This window comes from Marinomonas sp. (genome assembly GCF_965225885.1).
GTDB lineage: Bacteria > Pseudomonadota > Gammaproteobacteria > Pseudomonadales > Marinomonadaceae > Marinomonas.
The window spans coordinates 4,419,890-4,436,690 of sequence record NZ_OZ245329.1; the positions used below are offsets into that span (position 1 = coordinate 4,419,890).

Consider the following 16,801-nt stretch of genomic DNA (forward strand, 5'->3'; position numbering starts at 1 on the left):
TTTTAATCCTTGGCAAACAAATCACGGGTATAAACTTTCTCAGCAACATCCGATAACTCATCATTCATTCTGTTTGCAATAATAACATCACACTCTTTAAAGGTTTCTAATGAGTCTAGGACTTTAACGTCATGGAATTCAGACTGATTTAGTTCTGGTTCATACACAACTAGCTCAATGCCTTTGCCTTGCAATCGATACATAATGCCTTGAATAGCGCTTGCACGAAAATTATCAGAACCAGCTTTCATGATAAGTCGATATACGCCTACCTTTTTAGGTTTTCTGAGCAAAATCTGATGTTCAATAAAATCCATCCTAGTAGCATTCGATTGAACAATAGCACCAATCAACGCCTGAGGAACCAGCTCAAAATTAGCAAGTAGCTGCTTAGTATCTTTTGGTAAACAGTAACCGCCATAACCAAAAGAAGGGTTGTTATAATGACCTCCTATACGAGGGTCAAGACTAACGCCTTCAATGATCTGGCGTGAATCCAAGTTATGCACTTCTGCATAAGTATCTAGCTCATTAAAAAATGCCACTCGCATCGCCAGATAAGTATTTGCAAACAACTTCACTGCTTCTGCTTCAGTGGCATCCGTAAACAATACTGGCATATCTTTTTTGATCGCACCCTCGACGAGTAAATTAGCAAACTTTGTTGCTCGCTCAGAGACTTCCCCAACAATAATTCGAGATGGATAAAGATTGTCATGCAAAGCTTGGCCTTCACGCAGAAATTCAGGCGAGAATAGAATATTATCAACCCCAAATTTAGCCTTAATCCTCTCGACATAACCAACAGGAATCGTCGATTTAATCACCATCACCGCATTAGGATTAATAGCCAACACATCTGTAATAACAGACTCAATAGATTTGGTATTAAAGTAATGGGTTTCCGCATCATAGTCGGTTGGTGTGGCTATAATGACAAAATCAGCATCGGTATAGGCTTGCTGTTTATTTAGGGTCACTACTAGATTTAACGATTTATTATCAAGAAAATCCTGAATTTCTACATCATGAATGGGCGATTTCATACCGTTCAACAAAGCAATTTTTTCAGGAACAACATCCAGCGCCACCACTTCATTATTTTGTGCTAAAAGCACTGCAAGAGATAACCCCACATAACCCGTTCCCGCAACTGCGATTTTCATAAAAACTCCTAAGCCGATACTAGTATTACTGTATTACTGTCAAAAAACTCTTTTTTACGCATAACAAACCACACTAGAATGCTAGTACACATCAACGATGTTTCACTGACAACATGGCTGATGGGAAAAGAGAGGAATAAAGAAATTAAAAAAACTCAATTGCAAAATAATTAATTACAGACAAAGTGACTGTATCCGCAATTTTATCAGCCACATCAGCCTGAGCCAACTATAATAAACGCCTTACAACTTTTAGCTATTTATCGCCTAGGTAGTAAAATCTCACATTATTTCGATAAAAGGGGGGATTGTCAGCAATCATCATCGAAGATATACCATTTTTGCATTGCATCGAGACAAGCTCACGGCTTTATTTGATTTCAAAAAACTATCGTCCATAGCGATCACTAAAACGCACAATATCGTCTTCGCCTAAGTAACTACCGGATTGGATCTCAATCAGTTCCAACGGGATCTTCCCAGGATTTTCTAAGGCATGAACAACACCGACAGGAATATAGGTTGATTCATTTTCAATAAGCAATATTTCTTGCTCACCATTTTGAACCTTCGCAGTACCAGACACAACAACCCAATGCTCGGCACGATGATGATGCATTTGCACACTTAACTTCTCACCTGGTTTTACCATGATACGTTTAACTTGATGACGATCACCAAGATCAACCATTTGATAGGTTCCCCACGGGCGATATACTGTCGTGTGGTACATGTGCTCCTTACGGCCTTCTGCTTTAATACGTTTAACAATCTCCCTAACATCTTGCGCATTTTTCTTGTCCATCACCAACACCGCATCTTCGGTCTCGACAATAACCAAATCCTGCACCCCCACCGCAGCGACCAAACGTGACTCAGAGCGAATCAAACAATTCGTCGAACCTTCGGCCATCACATCGCCCAGCAAGACATTTCTATCAACGTCTTTTTCACCGTAATTATATAAGGAGTCCCAGGCACCAATGTCACTCCAGTCACCCAGATAAGGAACCACTTTTGCTTTCTTAGTATGCTCCATCACGGCAAAATCAATAGACTCTTCAGGACATTGTGAAAACAACTCTTCATCAATACGCACAAAATCCAAATCTTCTGTACGCTGTTGATAGGCTTTGCTTACCACTTGAAAAATATCATCACGATGAACCGCTAATTCATCTAAAAAAACCTTAGCACGAAACAAAAACATACCACTGTTCCACAGGTACTCACCAGAATCTAAATAAGCTTGAGCTTTTTCAAGATTAGGCTTTTCAACAAACTCCATTACAGAGAAGTTTTCTCCAGAACGAATGTAACCATAACCAGTTTCTGGACGAGTTGGCTGCACACCAAAAATCACCAAAGAATCTTGTATAGCAAATTTAATGGCTTGCTTAACAATTATTTCAAATGCAGTAATATCACGAATCGCATGATCCGAAGGCAGCACCAGCATAAGCGCATCGTTAGACTGGCTTCGCAATGCCTCAAATGCGGCCAAAGCAATTGCAGGAGCCGTATTACGGCCTTTAGGCTCCAAAATGATACTGGATCTTTTAACACCAATAGATTGCAACTGTTGCGCGATCAAAAAGCGATGATCTTCGTTACAAACAACAATAGGATCTGCTACTTCCAAAGACAAAGTGCGCAACATAGTTTGCTGAAGAAGGCTGAATTCTTTATCGATCATCGCCCAGCATTGCTTAGGAAAATGTTCACGAGACAACGGCCAAAGACGACTTCCTACACCACCGGATAAAATAACAGGAATAATTTTCAAAAAAAACTCTTGTCAAATAACATAATTAAGCAATGGGAGTCTTAGCCAAGAATTCCTTTTCCGCCCATCGCACTGCGGCCCAAAAATAAACAATAGGAAATGCGTACATCATGACACCAATATTATGAGCAAACATGACTTGCGACAAACCAAAATCCATATAACACATGGGCACTAATGCACCAGCCATAGCATAAGATTTGATATTCCAATCCTCTTTATATTGATCCATCTTTTTCAAGAAAAGCCTAAGTGGCACCAAATAAACTAATAATAAAAAAGCAAGACCTACAATGCCTCGATAGCCCAATGCATTGATATACTCGTTGTGAGCATGGTCATACGCAAGCGCTTCGGGTATCACTAACCCTTCATCTAATAACTCTTTCTTTACAACAATACTACTGTGCATACCCGCTCCTAAAACAGGAGACTCTTGGAACATATAAAAAGCGGCTTTCCACATTTCAAAACGCAGACCGACAGAGGTATCTTTGTTCACCCCACTTGCGTAATGTGAAATGTCTCCAAAGGCTTCATCTATCCTCTCCTTGACCCCTGTCTGTGGTATCAATACCGCAGAAATAATAAGCAAACAGGTAACTATTCCTAAAAAAAACCAAGTTCTCCTTTTAAATAAAAATCGGCTTTGCCAATACAAAAAGAAACCGATTAAAGGCAAGGCGACCCACCCTCCCCGAGAAGCAGAAAGTACAGAGGCACCGACACCACATCCCCCTGCAATCAAAGAAAGTACTAACCAAAAATAACGTTTATGAGATAAAAAATAAATGGAGGAAGCAAAGCTTAACATGCCCAATAACATACCCGTATCGCCAAACATAATAGGATGTTGACCACCTTCAGCTCGCACATAGCCCAAAATAAAACGTTCATACCAAGCCAAGCCAAAGGCAAAAATTGCACCAATTACAACGCCATACCAAAGCCATACCTTACGATTTTTCTCTTGTAGCAAGAGCAACAGGACAGGCAAAACTAAAATAAACCGAGAAGGTCGATCCAAATCTCTTAATTGAAAGTCGTCAATGAATACGAAAAAAAACATACTCAAGCCAAAAGCCAGAAATGTATAAAAGAGCCGCCTGTCATCTTCTGTTAGCTCAGGCCATTTTGGCTTTAGATACACCAAACTAGCGGAACAAATAAGTAACAATGATGTTGCAATTCCATAGCCTCCTGAAATGCCGATAGAAATAGCAAAAGTAAGGCTGGCAAAGAACCACACAAAAATAAAAAACACTCCTCTCAACATCGTTCAGGCAACCTCAAATACTGTAAATTAGACAATAATGTTTATGCTATATGAAAATTTTCATATAGCATAAACCATCAACTACATAGTTAATGATAAAATATCGGTATCATACACAAATTCAGCCACGATCTAACAAATAAAGTAGAGAAAAAAGTGAAATCTGGACTTGCTCTAAAAGAACATAGTGCCTCTGTAGGCATTAGCCTAAGAACGATAGACATTCTATGTTTAATTCTAAGTGGTTTACTCAGTCATTGGCTAAGGTTCTCAAACTATGATTTAAACAGTAACTATAAAAATGTCAGACCCTGTAACAGATTCTGTGTAACTACCATTTAGTTAAGGTGCTTTTCGAGTCGCTCCTCGAACTCAATAATAAATCGACTCATCGCTTGGCGCCAGTTTTGAATGGGCATTGTCCATTTTTTACTGGCCTCTCTAATGGCAAGATAAACCATTTTCCTCGCAGAATCGTCGCTTGGGAAGACTTTACGTTTTTTAATGGCTCTACGGATGACACTGTTCAGTGATTCAATAGCGTTCGTTGTGTAGATCGCTTTGCGGATATCGTCAGGGTAACTAAACAGTGTATTAAGATTATGCCAGTGATTGCGCCACGATTTGGTGATTTGCGGGTATTGATCGTCCCAGACGCCTGCGAAACGATCTAACTCCAACAAGGCTTCTTCTTCCGTTGCAGAGCGGTAAACTTGCTTTAAGTCCGCCGTCACCGCTTTGTAGTCTTTCCATGATACATACTTCAATGAGTTGCGTACCATATGCACGATACACAGTTGAATGCTGGTTTGTGGGAAAACGGCATTGATGGCTTCTGGGAAGCCTTTTAGACCATCAACACAAGCGATGAGAATATCTTCTACACCACGCTGCTGAAGCTCAGTGAGGACGTTTAGCCAGAACTTAGCCCCTTCGTTCTCAGCAATCCACATGCCCATGAGTTCTTTATGACCGTCGGTGTTGATACCGAGTGCCAAGAAAATCGATTTATTGATAACACGCTTATCTTGGCGGATTTTCAACACAATACAATCAAGATACACAATGGGATAGATGGCATCCAAGGGGCGTGCTTGCCATTCAGTTACTTGCTCGATCACCGCGTTGGTAACACGTGATACCAGTGTCGGAGATATCTCAGCACCGTACCATTCATCGAAGGCATTGACGATGTCTCGGGTGCTCATACCTTGCGCGTAGAGCCATAGGATTTTATCGTCCATGGAAGTAAAGCGGGATTGGTGCTTTTTGACCAGCTTTGGTTCAAAAGAACCTTCGCGGTCACGAGGCGTATCCAGTTCAAACTCACCATCTTCCGTCTTAATACGCTTACTGTTCTTACCATTACGACTGTTGGTTGACGAGGATTTTTGATGTCTCTCGTAACCCAGATGCTCATCCATCTCTGCATTCAAGGCCGCCTCAACGGTAATCTTCTTCAGCATTTGGCTAAATTCGTTAAGATCCTCAGGCGTTTTAATGCCTTTGGCGGCTTCTTTTGCGAAGGCTTCCAGTTCTTTTTGGTTCATTTGCATCTACCTATTCTTAATTCTCTATAGAATATGTTGTGATAGGTAGTTACACAAAATTAGTTACAGTCTCAAATGTCATGCTACTTGGTGTATTGATTGGCTCCATCTTGCTTACGTTTTTTGGAGCCTATCGCGCTTGGCGAGGCACCTCATTTTCCGCTGAATTGAAATGTGTGGTCATGGCAACCTTTGGTACTTTTCTATTACTGATTATGAGTGCTTTCGCGACCCAATCTTCTATACTTTACTCGCGTATCTGGGTAGTCACTTGGTTAATCACTTCAACCCTGCTTATCTTAAGTTATCGTTTTATACTCCGAAGATCTCTTGGCGCATTAAGGTCAAAAGGGTTCAATATCCGCCAAGTCATTATTATTGGCGACGGTGATCTTGGGCAAAATGTTGCCAACAAGTTAATTTCTAACCCTGAACTAGGGCTAGTAGTCCAGGGTTTTATAACAGATCAACCCCATGACCATAATAGTAGCCTAAAACAAGACCTTCCCACTCTAGGCAACCTTGAACAGCTGGATAGAATTGTAAATGAAAACCATACGGATCAAGTATGGATTGCACTGCCTATGAGCGAAGCGAAACGCATGGAAAAAGTTCAATCAGCCCTAGCAACCAGCGCGGTTACAATTCGTATGGTACCTGACATTTTCGGTTTTCAATTATTAAATCAGTCGATGACAGAAGTAGCCGGATTGCCTGTTATCAATCTGTCAACATCACACATGTTAGAAGGTAAAAACCGTTTTCTAAAATCACTGGAAGATAGAGTACTATCCGCTCTGATATTAATTGGTATTAGCCCTATTTTGTTGATCCTAGCAATAGGGGTAAAACTATCTTCGCCTGGACCTATTTTTTACAGGCAAGAAAGGGTCAGTTGGAATGGTCGCTCATTTAATATGCTCAAATTTCGCTCTATGCCGCTTGATAGTGAAAAAGACGGCGTGAAATGGGGAGGAGCGAATGGCAAACCCATTACAAGATTCGGCGCTTTCATTCGCAAAACGAGCCTAGACGAACTGCCTCAGTTCATCAACGTATTAAAAGGCGACATGTCTATAGTGGGTCCAAGACCAGAAAGAACCGTCTTTGTCGAACAATTTAAACATGAAATTCCAGGCTATATGCAAAAACAGATGGTAAAGGCTGGCATTACTGGTTGGGCACAAATAAATGGCTGGCGAGGCGATACGGATTTACAAAAACGTATCGAATGCGATCTATATTACATAGAGCACTGGTCAATTTGGCTAGATATGAAAATCATTTTCCTAACATTTTGGAAAGGTTTTATACATAAAAATGCCGCATAAGCGGCATCTTTTCCTAAACTCTATTCCAATAACTTTTATACATAGATAATTTTCTGGATAGCTTTACACCAAGCACTTGATGTTTTTTTGCCAAGCTTATAGCCAATAAATTTAGCTATCGATGTAAAAATAGATAAAATAAGCCAATGATATTTTTTACTTTTACATATATATTTCAGCTGATCTAAAGCAAACTTTACCCCTTCCCCCTCAACAGAGCCTAACTCATCAATCATCCAAGACTGTGTGGAGTGGAAAACACCAATATCAAAGTAGCGTTTGAACTCTTGAAGAACAGAGTAGTTATGGGAATGTCGCACTTTTGCGTCAGAAACATAAGCCACTTTTTTATTAGCGACCAAGGCTTTTGCTGCAACGCAGGCATCTTCGCCTAAAATCAAATGCTTTGGAAAACCACCAATTGAACGTAAGAAATCTACACGATACGCTGCAAACGAATTAGACAAAAATGCCTTACGAAAACCAGCAGGAAAAGCATCTGTCAGGCTTGCCACATAGCTATTCGGCTTATAGCTATTATATCTAGCGTGTTGTGCAAGGGGATTTGCATCCAAGTGCGGGAGTTGACGACCGTAGGCACAAACCACCTCCGGTTCCCTATCAAAAACTGAGACCAAATTCGAAAGAGCTTTCTCCCCTTCTAAAAGGGCATCCTGAGTCAAAAAAACAACAAGCTCAGTTTCAATGTCAGCCAATGCATAAGATCGTGTTCCACCATGATCAAAATCTTTTTGATCAATACGTTCTACCTCAAAATTAAAATCTTGAGCAGTTTTTTGAGTATCGTCCTTAGAGGATGAATCAATTACTTTAACTCTGAATGGCATAGGTATTTGATCTGCCAAGCGCCGAGCTGACTCCTTCCACAACGTGCCGCCATTATAAGTGGGGATCACAATGGTAAAGTTCATCATGTTAACTTACTCAACACGAAAGAAAGACTAGTATTCCACGGGGATGCTTTCACACCAATATAACGAAGCGCTTGCGTCGACATCACCGAATACTCAGGTCGCTTCGCGGGCGTGAGGTACTGATCCGAGCTTATCGCTTTCAATTGTGGGCGGCTAGATATCACACCTAACTCATAGGCTTTTGCAAAAATAGCTCGAGCAAAACCATGCCAACTGGTTGGTGTGTCTCCGCAATAATGATATACCCCCCAAGCTAGAGGCTTGTCCTGCTCATGCTGCTCACAAATGCTCAAAATCGCCTTAGCAAGATCACCCGCATAAGTAGGGCAGCCATATTGATTAGCAACCACACCGAGACTGTCTCGCTCTTTTGCTAGACGAAGCATCGTTTTCACAAAATTATTACCGTATTCACTAAAGACCCAAGCCGTTCGCAGAATAATATATTTATCACACGTTGCCGTGACCGATTCTTCACCAGCTAATTTAGAAGCGCCATAAACACTTTGCGGATTAGTCACATCACTTGGCTTATAAGGCTCGACTGCTTCGCCATCAAATACATAGTCAGTCGATATGTGAATCAATGGGATATTCAATCTAGCAGCTTGCTCAGCCAGTAAACACGGCCCTGTGGCATTAACCAAATACGCTGTTTCTGAATCAGTCTCAGCCTTGTCCACTGCCGTATAAGCGGCGGCATTCACAATAATGTCAGGTTTTGTCTGCCTAACAACTTGATCAATGTTTTGGGCATTCGTAATATCCAATTCTGCCGAATCAAAGGCAAAAAGCGCCAATTCTGTGTTTTTGATTACATCTTGAAAACAGCGACCCAGTTGACCATTTTTGCCTGTTAGTAAAATACGCATTTAATTTAACTCGTTTAATCTAAGACCAACTTGATCTTTTGCCGACAAAATAGGTTCAATACCTGAAGGCCACTCAACACCAACATCTGGATCGTTCCAGATCAAACAGCCTTCATCGCTAGGATCATAATAATCCGTACACTTATATTCAAAATCCGCCGTGTCTGATAAAACAACAAAGCCATGAGCTAAACCGGGCGGACCCCATAATTGGCTCTTATTTTCTTCTGAAAGTGTCACGCCAGTCCACTTTCCATAGCTTGGCGAATCCTTACGAATATCAACGATGACATCAAATACCTCACCACGCACAACTCGAACGAGCTTACCTTGAGGTTTCGTCTTCTGAAAATGCAAACCTCTCAGTACATTTTTACTGGAGCGAGAGTGATTATCTTGTACAAAAGGCAAATCGATTCCAGCCATCTCTTGATAGCGAGATAATTGAAAGGTTTCGAGGAAAAAGCCACGCTCGTCGCCAAAAACTTTTGGTTCAATAATGACAGCACCGTCAATATTCGTCTTAATTACATTCATCTCACTTACCTATTATTGATAACCATCAGCCACTTTAAGAAGATACTGGCCATAACCTGTTTTCTTCAACGCTGCGCCAGATTCAACGAGCAGCTCCTTGCTAATCCAGTCGCGGCGATAAGCAATCTCTTCTAAACAAGCGACTTTAAGTCCTTGGCGATGCTCAACGGTTTGCACAAATTGCCCAGCTTCCAAAAGGGCATCATGCGTACCCGTATCTAGCCAAGCAAAGCCACGCCCCAGTAATGAAACATGCAAATCACCACGCTGTAAGTAAGCTAAGTTCACATCGGTGATCTCAAGTTCACCACGTTCCGAAGGCTTAATGCTTTTCGCGATGTCGATCACATCATTATCGTAAAAATATAACCCTGTCACGGCGTAATTAGATTTAGCTTTCGCGGGTTTTTCTTCGATACTCATGGCTTTACCATCGGCATCGAACTCCACCACGCCAAACCGCTCAGGGTCATTCACGTGATAGCCGAATACCGTCGCACCACTTTCGAGAGAAGAGGCCTGCAATAACTTTTCTGAAAAATGTTGACCAAAGAAAATGTTATCACCCAACACAAGCGCCACACTGTCACTACCAATAAAGTCTTCAGCAATGATAAAGGCTTGCGCCAAACCATCAGGAGACGGCTGAATAGCATAGGTCAACTCAATACCAAACTGATGTCCATCACCCAGTAAATGCTGGAAGCTGGCTTGATCCTCTGGTGTCGTAATAATCATAATCTCTCGTATTCCAGCGAGCATTAATACAGACAAAGGATAATAAATCATCGGTTTATCATAGACGGGCATCAATTGTTTAGAAACCGCCAGTGTTAATGGGTGTAAACGTGTTCCACTGCCGCCAGCAAGAATAATTCCTTTACGTTTTTTCATCATAACTACCCTTGCTCTTGGTCACCAATACGATTCAATTTGTAGTCGCCACTTAATACGCGTTGCCACCACTCTGGATTATCTAAATACCATTGCACCGTTTTACGCATGCCCGTTTCAAAGGTTTCTTCAGGTTGCCAATTCAACTCATTGGCGATTTTGGAGGCATCAATTGCATAACGCACATCGTGTCCAGGTCGATCTTTAACATAAGTAATTAAATCTTGATAAGCACTCACACCTTCTGGTTTATGAGGCACCATCTCCTCAAGCAAATCACAAATGGTCTGAACCACTTCAATGTTGCGCTTTTCGTTGTGACCACCAATATTATAGGTCTCTCCAATCTTCCCTTGCGTTACAACCTTAACGAGAGCGCGAGCATGGTCTTCTACAAACAACCAATCACGAATTTGCGATCCATCGCCATAAACAGGCAATGACTTACCAGCTAACGCATTGAGAATCACATGAGGAATCAGTTTCTCTGGGAAGTGATAAGGGCCGTAATTATTCGAACAATTGGTAACGATAGTCGGTAAACCATAGGTACGTAGCCACGCACGAACCAAATGGTCTGAACTCGCTTTATTTGCGGAATAAGGGGAGCTGGGAGAATACGGTGTTGTTTCTGTAAATAACGGCAGAGTGCCTTCCACTTCATCAGGATGCGGTAAGTCTCCATAGACTTCATCCGTCGATATATGATGAAAGCGAAAAGCGGCTTTTTTCTCAGCCCCCAAACTAAGCCAATATTTTCGAGTCGCTTCCAATAAGGTATAAGTCCCGACAATATTAGTCTGGATAAAATCACCTGGGCCATCAATCGAACGATCAACATGGCTCTCTGCTGCCAAATGCATTACAGCATCCGGTTGATGCTGTTGAAATACTCTGTCTAACTCAGCAGCATCGCAAATATCAACTTGCTCAAAAAAGTAATTACCATTATGTAAATCTGCTGGGATAGATTCTGGATTCCCTGCATAGGTTAACTTATCAAGGTTCACCACAGAATGGTCTGATTTATTAAGTAAATAGCGCACTACCGCACTGCCTATAAAACCGGCGCCGCCAGTGACTAAAATTTTCATAGTGATCCATTTAAATACACGTTACATTAAATTTTCAACAATTAATTTACCATTAAACCAAGACGCCTAGTTCTTATAAAAAGATAATAAGCCAATATAAAAAATAGACTTTACTCTTTGTAAGCTCCAAGCTTTCCTTTAACGGCGTCTTTTAAACCTTTAAATATAGAATAAATCTTGACCATCTTGTTTTCTTCATACAAAACAGTACAAATTAATTCATGTATAATGCGCATAAAATTTAGAACAAAATATCCTTTATATTTTTTAAAATACTTAAAAGAAAGATAAGTACCATTTCTTGATATATAATATTTTCTTATATGATTGTGATGATTAGGCTTTAAATTAACTCCTAAAAAATCATATAAATCTCTTTCACCTATTTGATGATTAAGCAATACATTTTTATTATAAAAAACATCAATATTAGAATCCACAGCTTTTAATAAAAATTCTGTATCCACATGATCAATAACAAATCTTTCATCAAATTTATTTAAATCAATAAATACTGATGATTTTATACACATCCCAGATGAAATGCAAAAATGTGTTTTATTATCGTCTGTATCCGAAAAGTAAAACTTTGACATCTTTACAAACTTACCATAAGTTTTTGAATTAACATCATAAAAGTTAGGACAAGATATAGACGCGTTATTGCTTAATGTAAATTGCGTCATTTCTTCATAAAAATCATCTGGAACCACTGAATCCTGATCAAATGTATAAAAATAATCAACATTATTTTTAATCAGCCAATCTGCCCCTCGATTGAATGCACCTGCAATCCCACCTACATTAGAATTATGAATATAATGTATATTTGACTCTAAAGGTAGGAGATACTTATTTAAGCTATTATCTACAACACAAATGCATTCACATTGTTTAATATGGGATTTTAAATTATCCAAATGCTCAGAAGAAGGATTAAACCAAACAATTACAACACCAATTTTCAAAATTTTTCTCCAAAAGAGCAAAAATCATATCATTTAATACAACCAGAAAAAACCCATACAAAAAGGCTAAAATTTTCTGAAAATGTTAACTTCCTATTAAAAAAATTAAATAAAAACTTAAACTTTAAGGCATAGCTTTTTTCTTTCGAATTAAAAAAACTCTTTACCACTTCTTTATTTTCGTTTTCATCAGGTAACAAATTATCTAACATAACCGCTTGTTTAAACACTCGATCTAAACTAGATTCGTCATTAGAAATAAAATTACCAAGCTTTTCTAGAATTTTTTTTCTTCTCGCACCAAGAACATTTTTATCATGCTGCCTGTATAAAAAAGTTTTTTCCTCAGAAAAGCCAACAGAACCAAAAACTTTAGCCACCAGCAATAACCACCAATCATGCATCAGTATGTCACGAGGGAAAGGTTGAGCCTTTAATAGCAAAGCTCTATTTATAATCATTGCACAACCAGGCGATATATTTTTTAACAATACACCTTTCAGTGATTCGCTTAATTTCGGATCTATTTTTTGAAAATCCCAAAAAGAACCAGACATTACATTTAAATCTTGATCTACAACTTTTAAATCCGTAAAAAACAGAGCGGGAGTTTTTTTATTAATCTCTATACTTTTAATACCTTTATAGAGCACATCAATCTTGTTATTAAGCCAGACATCATCTTGATCTGAAATAATAATATAATCGGCAGTGCTTTTTGAGAATGCGTTAGCAAAATTATAAATCACACCATTCTCACCATTATTAAGACTAAAATCAATTCTTTCAAAATCCAAAGAGTTTAATATCTCAGCTGTACCGTCAATAGAATTGTCATCAGAAACAATAATCTTATCTATTTTTTCATGAAAAGAATTAGCATTCATCATACTAAATATCTGCTCAGCAATATAATCAGCTCCATTATATGAAGCCATTACAATATCAATATCTCTCATTATTAAAATCTCACTGCAACTCAAAGATCAGCTTTATAAAAATATGTGTACCAACAAATACAAAACTTTCAAAAGAAAACAAACGAAAAATCAATCATATCAAGATTATTTACAGGAATTATTTCTTTGTAGTAATAAAAATAAACAAAATATCCGCCCATTAAAAAAATATAAGCTATATTTGATAAAAATCGACTACCAATAAAAACAAAGAAAAACCTATAAAAAAATGGGGAGATGAAAACAAGTGAATATCTAAATATCTCGCTAAATCTATTCTGAAAAACTTGATTCTGATAAAATACAATCAAAATAAGAAAAGATAAAAATATCATATTATAAGAAATCAACTCAAAATCTGATAGCTCTCTCATAAAAAGCCAATAACTAAATAAACAGGCAAGAAATAAAAAAAACAGAACCAATGAGTACGGATCACCTTCATTAGAACGCATAAGGTAAGAATTAAACTTGCTCAAACCTGATATAGAAGTATCTAAATAAGACATCACCCACAAAACAGGGTCTAGGACCCCAAAACCCATTACATATACTATAAAAAAAATAATGATAAGCGCAAAAATAATCTTAATGGAAAAATGGGTTTTAAATAATGGCATTACCATCAAAATTAATAAGGAATAATGGAAGAATAAGCAACTAATCAAGATAATTAAATTGAAATGCAAAATTTTATTTTTGGATAGAAAATACACCCCCCAATAAGCAACAGCAACCCCTAAACTGACACGAACCACCGCACCATCAAAATACAAAAAGAAAAATGAAAAAAAACAAAATAACGATAATAATGGATCTCGACTAACTTTTTCTATTAATGTTAGTTTTACTAAAAAAGATAACATCGCGTAAAGACAAAAGAAAACTACCATTGGCAAAAATGATAAAGCTTTCATAGAAAACAAAAAAAACAACTCGTAACTTGTAATTTCATCAACTATGTTTGAAAAACCACTAATTGAATAATGAGAAAAATAAATTGAAAAAAAGCCAGACAATAAGCCACACAAAACGCAAAAAATATATTTATTAATTTTTTTTTCAGAATACAACCAAGTCATAAGCGTCATATAAAATCCTGAAAAAATCGTCATCAGAATCGCCAAAAGTTTACTCCTTAATCAACAATCTTCCCAAATTTTTGACATATAAAGTCAAAAAAACCTTTAAACATAAATAGAGTCTTCTTAAATTTGTCTTGTTCGAAAAGCAAAACTTTAACCCCTTCAGTTAATATTTTAAACAGCTCTTGACTTGTAAATACAGGAAAATTAACGCCATACCTAAAGAACAAATCCAACCGATTTCGCGTACTATAATAACGTCGAACGGCACTATGATTGGTGTAATAAACCTTACGCCCAAAAAAATCTGAACACGCAATATCACCAAGGTTATGCTCTAAGTAGCAGACTTGGTATAAGAGTACTTTAAAGCCTTTTCTCTTTACCCTTAGACAATATTCATGATCAACACAGTCTATAAAGTACTTCTCTAAAAATCCCCCTACAGATTGAAACGCCTTAAGGTAAATTAAATTACCCGACGTCATCACACTATCCACTTCAACAGTCAATATGTCGTCTTTAATAATAGGCACATCAACGTTAACGGTTTTGTGGACAGGGGACAAGACACCCACTTTATGATCTTCTGGTAAAGAATAAGCAAAAGCAACCAGTGTCTGCAATGAGGTTTTATCGAAGCGACTGTCTTGATCCATGGTTAATAACCAAGACGCACTATGGTTTATTGCCTCTTTAGCGCCCTTATTCAGGGCTGAGCCGATCCCAAGATTCGATTTATTATCGATATAAACAGCACTAGGGTGATTTTTTATTTTTTCAACAAGTATTAGGTTTTTTTGTTCTGAGTTATCGACAACATATAATAAACCGACATAATCGATGTACGAGGTGATATTAGACCACACAGATTCATCAGGATTATATAAAACAACAACACCATCGGGTTTATGCATGTACCCAGTCCTTGTAAACTAGAACAAAAAAAGCCAAAACAACAAACACTTCGGTTATCAATAAAGCTACCGCTGTACCTTTATAGGAATATAGAGAAGTTAAACTGAAGCACAAAACCAAACTCAATATCGCAGCAAATAATAAAACATAAAAAAAGGGCTTTTCACGACCTGTATTTAAGAGAATTTGAGTACCAAAAATATTATTAAGAAAAATAAGCAAAGGGATGATCAACATAACTTTTAAAACCCAAGCACTTTCCTGTAAATCATCGCCATACAAAAGAGAGACAACATAATCAGATAAGAAATAACTAAAACCAAGCACAAAAAGATAAAAAGCACAGCCCAAGTAAGCAATATTTTTTAATTTTTTAATCGCCAGTTTTTTATCTTTTACCATTTTATTCGCAATCAAGGGAAACAAAGCTCCTGTTATGGGTGTTTGAGCCAAAGCCAATGCGCGCATAATTTTTTCAGCGGCAACATAATAACCGACAGCAATTGGACCAACCATAATTCCCAGTATGACAACATTCGTAGAGCTAAACAGAGTTATTTTCATCTGAGATAAAAAAACATACCAACCATCAACGATATTTTTTTTAACCAATGCCCAAGGAACAGTCACAAACGAAACACCATGTTGATAATGAATTAAATACACAGCATAAGATGCGGAAAAAAAGAATCCTAAAGCGGTTAAAATAGGCACCAAGAGATAATCCTCAGGCCCTGCTACTAAAACAAAAACACCTAGAGTAAAAAATATTTTGGCAGAAACACTTAGATAGGTAATGTATTTCATCTTTTCCATACCTTGAAAAAACCAAGTAGGAAACAAAGATTGCCCAACAATAACAAAAAATGAACAAAGGTATAAAGGCCAATTTTCAATGAAATTAGGGAAAATCAAAAAACCAAACATTAAAATTACAAAGTTAACGCCAATCAAAGCGGCTTTAATAAAAAAAACACAGGTATATATCTCATTAACCTTATTAATATCAGAACGGTTAATTGATATATCTCTCGTCGCCGTTAAATTAAAGCCATAGTCGGTCAATACAAAAAAGTAATACATTAAAGCAGTAACAAAGGCCAGCTGTCCAAATAACTCGACACCCAATACTCGAACTAAAAAAGGCACAGTCAACAGAGGAAGAAAGGAATTCGCAGCTTGCATTAAAGCAAGAAAGGAAGCATTCGCTAAAAAAGTCCTATTTTCAGTTTTCGCAAGAGACATACGGCCCGCATTTCATCAAAAATTTCTAGAATATTCCAACTCAAAGCAATAAGGAGTAATCAGATCGATCGGTCTTAAAAAAACACAATGGTATTCATTATAACCATGCACATAGACTTTAGACAGTAAACCCACAAAACAAACATCTCTAGCGCCCATAACGGTCAATGTATCGAACAATATCA

15 protein-coding genes are annotated in these 16,801 nt (G+C 38.0%); 1 reads left to right on the top strand and 14 read right to left on the bottom strand.

Annotated elements, in window-relative coordinates; translation table 11 throughout:
* Window positions 1–2: 2 nt before the first annotated feature.
* The 4 genes from ACO05V_RS21135 to ACO05V_RS21150 form a co-directional block, all read right to left on the bottom strand.
* The gene (locus tag ACO05V_RS21135; protein ID WP_421856267.1) at window positions 3–1,166 is read right to left on the bottom strand and encodes a nucleotide sugar dehydrogenase; all 1,164 of its coding nucleotides are present in this window, start codon (window positions 1,164–1,166) and stop codon (window positions 3–5) included.
* A 388-nt stretch (window positions 1,167–1,554) separates the two neighbouring features.
* Window positions 1,555–2,952 carry a mannose-1-phosphate guanylyltransferase/mannose-6-phosphate isomerase gene (locus ACO05V_RS21140; protein ID WP_421856269.1) on the bottom strand — a complete coding sequence of 466 codons (1,398 nt, stop codon included), beginning with the start codon at window positions 2,950–2,952 and terminating at the stop codon, window positions 1,555–1,557.
* Window positions 2,953–2,977: 25 nt separating this feature from the next.
* Entirely contained in the window at window positions 2,978–4,228 is a 1,251-nt protein-coding gene (locus ACO05V_RS21145; RefSeq protein ID WP_421856272.1) for an O-antigen ligase family protein, read from the bottom strand.
* 338 nt (window positions 4,229–4,566) lie between these two features.
* A complete protein-coding gene (locus ACO05V_RS21150) occupies window positions 4,567–5,778 on the bottom strand; it encodes an IS256 family transposase (protein ID WP_338269659.1) in 1,212 nt (403 codons plus the stop codon).
* Window positions 5,779–5,816: 38 nt separating this feature from the next.
* On the opposite strand from ACO05V_RS21150, the gene ACO05V_RS21155 reads away from it, so the two are divergent.
* On the top strand, window positions 5,817–7,109 hold the full coding sequence (locus ACO05V_RS21155) for an undecaprenyl-phosphate glucose phosphotransferase (protein ID WP_421856275.1): 1,293 nt from the start codon (window positions 5,817–5,819) through the stop codon (window positions 7,107–7,109).
* 35 nt (window positions 7,110–7,144) lie between these two features.
* Here ACO05V_RS21155 and ACO05V_RS21160 read toward each other — a convergent pair whose 3' ends face one another.
* The 10 genes from ACO05V_RS21160 to ACO05V_RS21205 form a co-directional block, all read right to left on the bottom strand.
* On the bottom strand, window positions 7,145–8,044 hold the full coding sequence (locus tag ACO05V_RS21160; RefSeq protein ID WP_421856278.1) for a glycosyltransferase family 2 protein: 900 nt from the start codon (window positions 8,042–8,044) through the stop codon (window positions 7,145–7,147).
* The gene (gene rfbD, locus ACO05V_RS21165; RefSeq protein WP_421856281.1) at window positions 8,041–8,916 is read right to left on the bottom strand and encodes a dTDP-4-dehydrorhamnose reductase; all 876 of its coding nucleotides are present in this window, start codon (window positions 8,914–8,916) and stop codon (window positions 8,041–8,043) included. Before rfbD ends, ACO05V_RS21160 begins: the two co-directional genes overlap by 4 nt.
* Window positions 8,917–9,453 carry a dTDP-4-dehydrorhamnose 3,5-epimerase gene (gene rfbC, locus ACO05V_RS21170; RefSeq protein WP_421847903.1) on the bottom strand — a complete coding sequence of 179 codons (537 nt, stop codon included), beginning with the start codon at window positions 9,451–9,453 and terminating at the stop codon, window positions 8,917–8,919.
* A gap of 12 nt (window positions 9,454–9,465) precedes the next feature.
* A complete protein-coding gene (rfbA, locus tag ACO05V_RS21175) occupies window positions 9,466–10,347 on the bottom strand; it encodes a glucose-1-phosphate thymidylyltransferase RfbA (protein ID WP_421856870.1) in 882 nt (293 codons plus the stop codon).
* 5 nt (window positions 10,348–10,352) lie between these two features.
* Window positions 10,353–11,441, bottom strand: coding sequence for a dTDP-glucose 4,6-dehydratase (rfbB, locus tag ACO05V_RS21180; protein ID WP_421856284.1), 1,089 nt, complete (start codon window positions 11,439–11,441; stop codon window positions 10,353–10,355).
* 110 nt (window positions 11,442–11,551) lie between these two features.
* Complete coding sequence (locus ACO05V_RS21185) at window positions 11,552–12,409, bottom strand: glycosyltransferase (RefSeq protein ID WP_421856287.1); 858 nt, start codon at window positions 12,407–12,409, stop codon at window positions 11,552–11,554.
* 29 nt (window positions 12,410–12,438) lie between these two features.
* Window positions 12,439–13,368, bottom strand: a complete 930-nt coding sequence (locus ACO05V_RS21190) for a glycosyltransferase family 2 protein (RefSeq protein ID WP_421856290.1) — start codon at window positions 13,366–13,368, stop codon at window positions 12,439–12,441.
* A gap of 68 nt (window positions 13,369–13,436) precedes the next feature.
* Window positions 13,437–14,495, bottom strand: a complete 1,059-nt coding sequence (locus ACO05V_RS21195) for an EpsG family protein (protein WP_421856293.1) — start codon at window positions 14,493–14,495, stop codon at window positions 13,437–13,439.
* Between the two features lie 11 nt (window positions 14,496–14,506).
* Window positions 14,507–15,370: a glycosyltransferase gene (locus ACO05V_RS21200; RefSeq protein ID WP_421856296.1), complete on the bottom strand. Its 864-nt coding sequence runs from the start codon at window positions 15,368–15,370 to the stop codon at window positions 14,507–14,509.
* Window positions 15,363–16,616 (bottom strand): flippase, encoded by a 1,254-nt coding sequence (locus ACO05V_RS21205; protein WP_421856299.1) that lies wholly within the window; start codon window positions 16,614–16,616, stop codon window positions 15,363–15,365. Before ACO05V_RS21205 ends, ACO05V_RS21200 begins: the two co-directional genes overlap by 8 nt.
* Between the last annotated feature and the right edge of the window lie 185 nt (window positions 16,617–16,801).

Excerpts from the sequence above, each read along its gene's own strand:
- ACO05V_RS21150 (WP_338269659.1), bottom strand. The coding sequence starts at position 5,778 with ATGAACCAAAAAGAACTGGAAGCCTTCGCAAAAGAAGCCGCCAAAGGC.
- rfbC (WP_421847903.1), bottom strand. The coding sequence starts at position 9,453 with ATGAATGTAATTAAGACGAATATTGACGGTGCTGTCATTATTGAACCA.
- rfbB (WP_421856284.1), bottom strand. The coding sequence starts at position 11,441 with ATGAAAATTTTAGTCACTGGCGGCGCCGGTTTTATAGGCAGTGCGGTA.
- ACO05V_RS21205 (WP_421856299.1), bottom strand. The coding sequence starts at position 16,616 with ATGTCTCTTGCGAAAACTGAAAATAGGACTTTTTTAGCGAATGCTTCC.
- ACO05V_RS21190 (WP_421856290.1), bottom strand. The coding sequence starts at position 13,368 with ATGAGAGATATTGATATTGTAATGGCTTCATATAATGGAGCTGATTAT.
- rfbA (WP_421856870.1), bottom strand. The coding sequence starts at position 10,347 with ATGAAAAAACGTAAAGGAATTATTCTTGCTGGCGGCAGTGGAACACGT.
- ACO05V_RS21200 (WP_421856296.1), bottom strand. The coding sequence starts at position 15,370 with ATGCATAAACCCGATGGTGTTGTTGTTTTATATAATCCTGATGAATCT.
- rfbD (WP_421856281.1), bottom strand. The coding sequence starts at position 8,916 with ATGCGTATTTTACTAACAGGCAAAAATGGTCAACTGGGTCGCTGTTTT.
- ACO05V_RS21145 (WP_421856272.1), bottom strand. The coding sequence starts at position 4,228 with ATGTTGAGAGGAGTGTTTTTTATTTTTGTGTGGTTCTTTGCCAGCCTT.
- ACO05V_RS21160 (WP_421856278.1), bottom strand. The coding sequence starts at position 8,044 with ATGATGAACTTTACCATTGTGATCCCCACTTATAATGGCGGCACGTTG.
- ACO05V_RS21135 (WP_421856267.1), bottom strand. The coding sequence starts at position 1,166 with ATGAAAATCGCAGTTGCGGGAACGGGTTATGTGGGGTTATCTCTTGCA.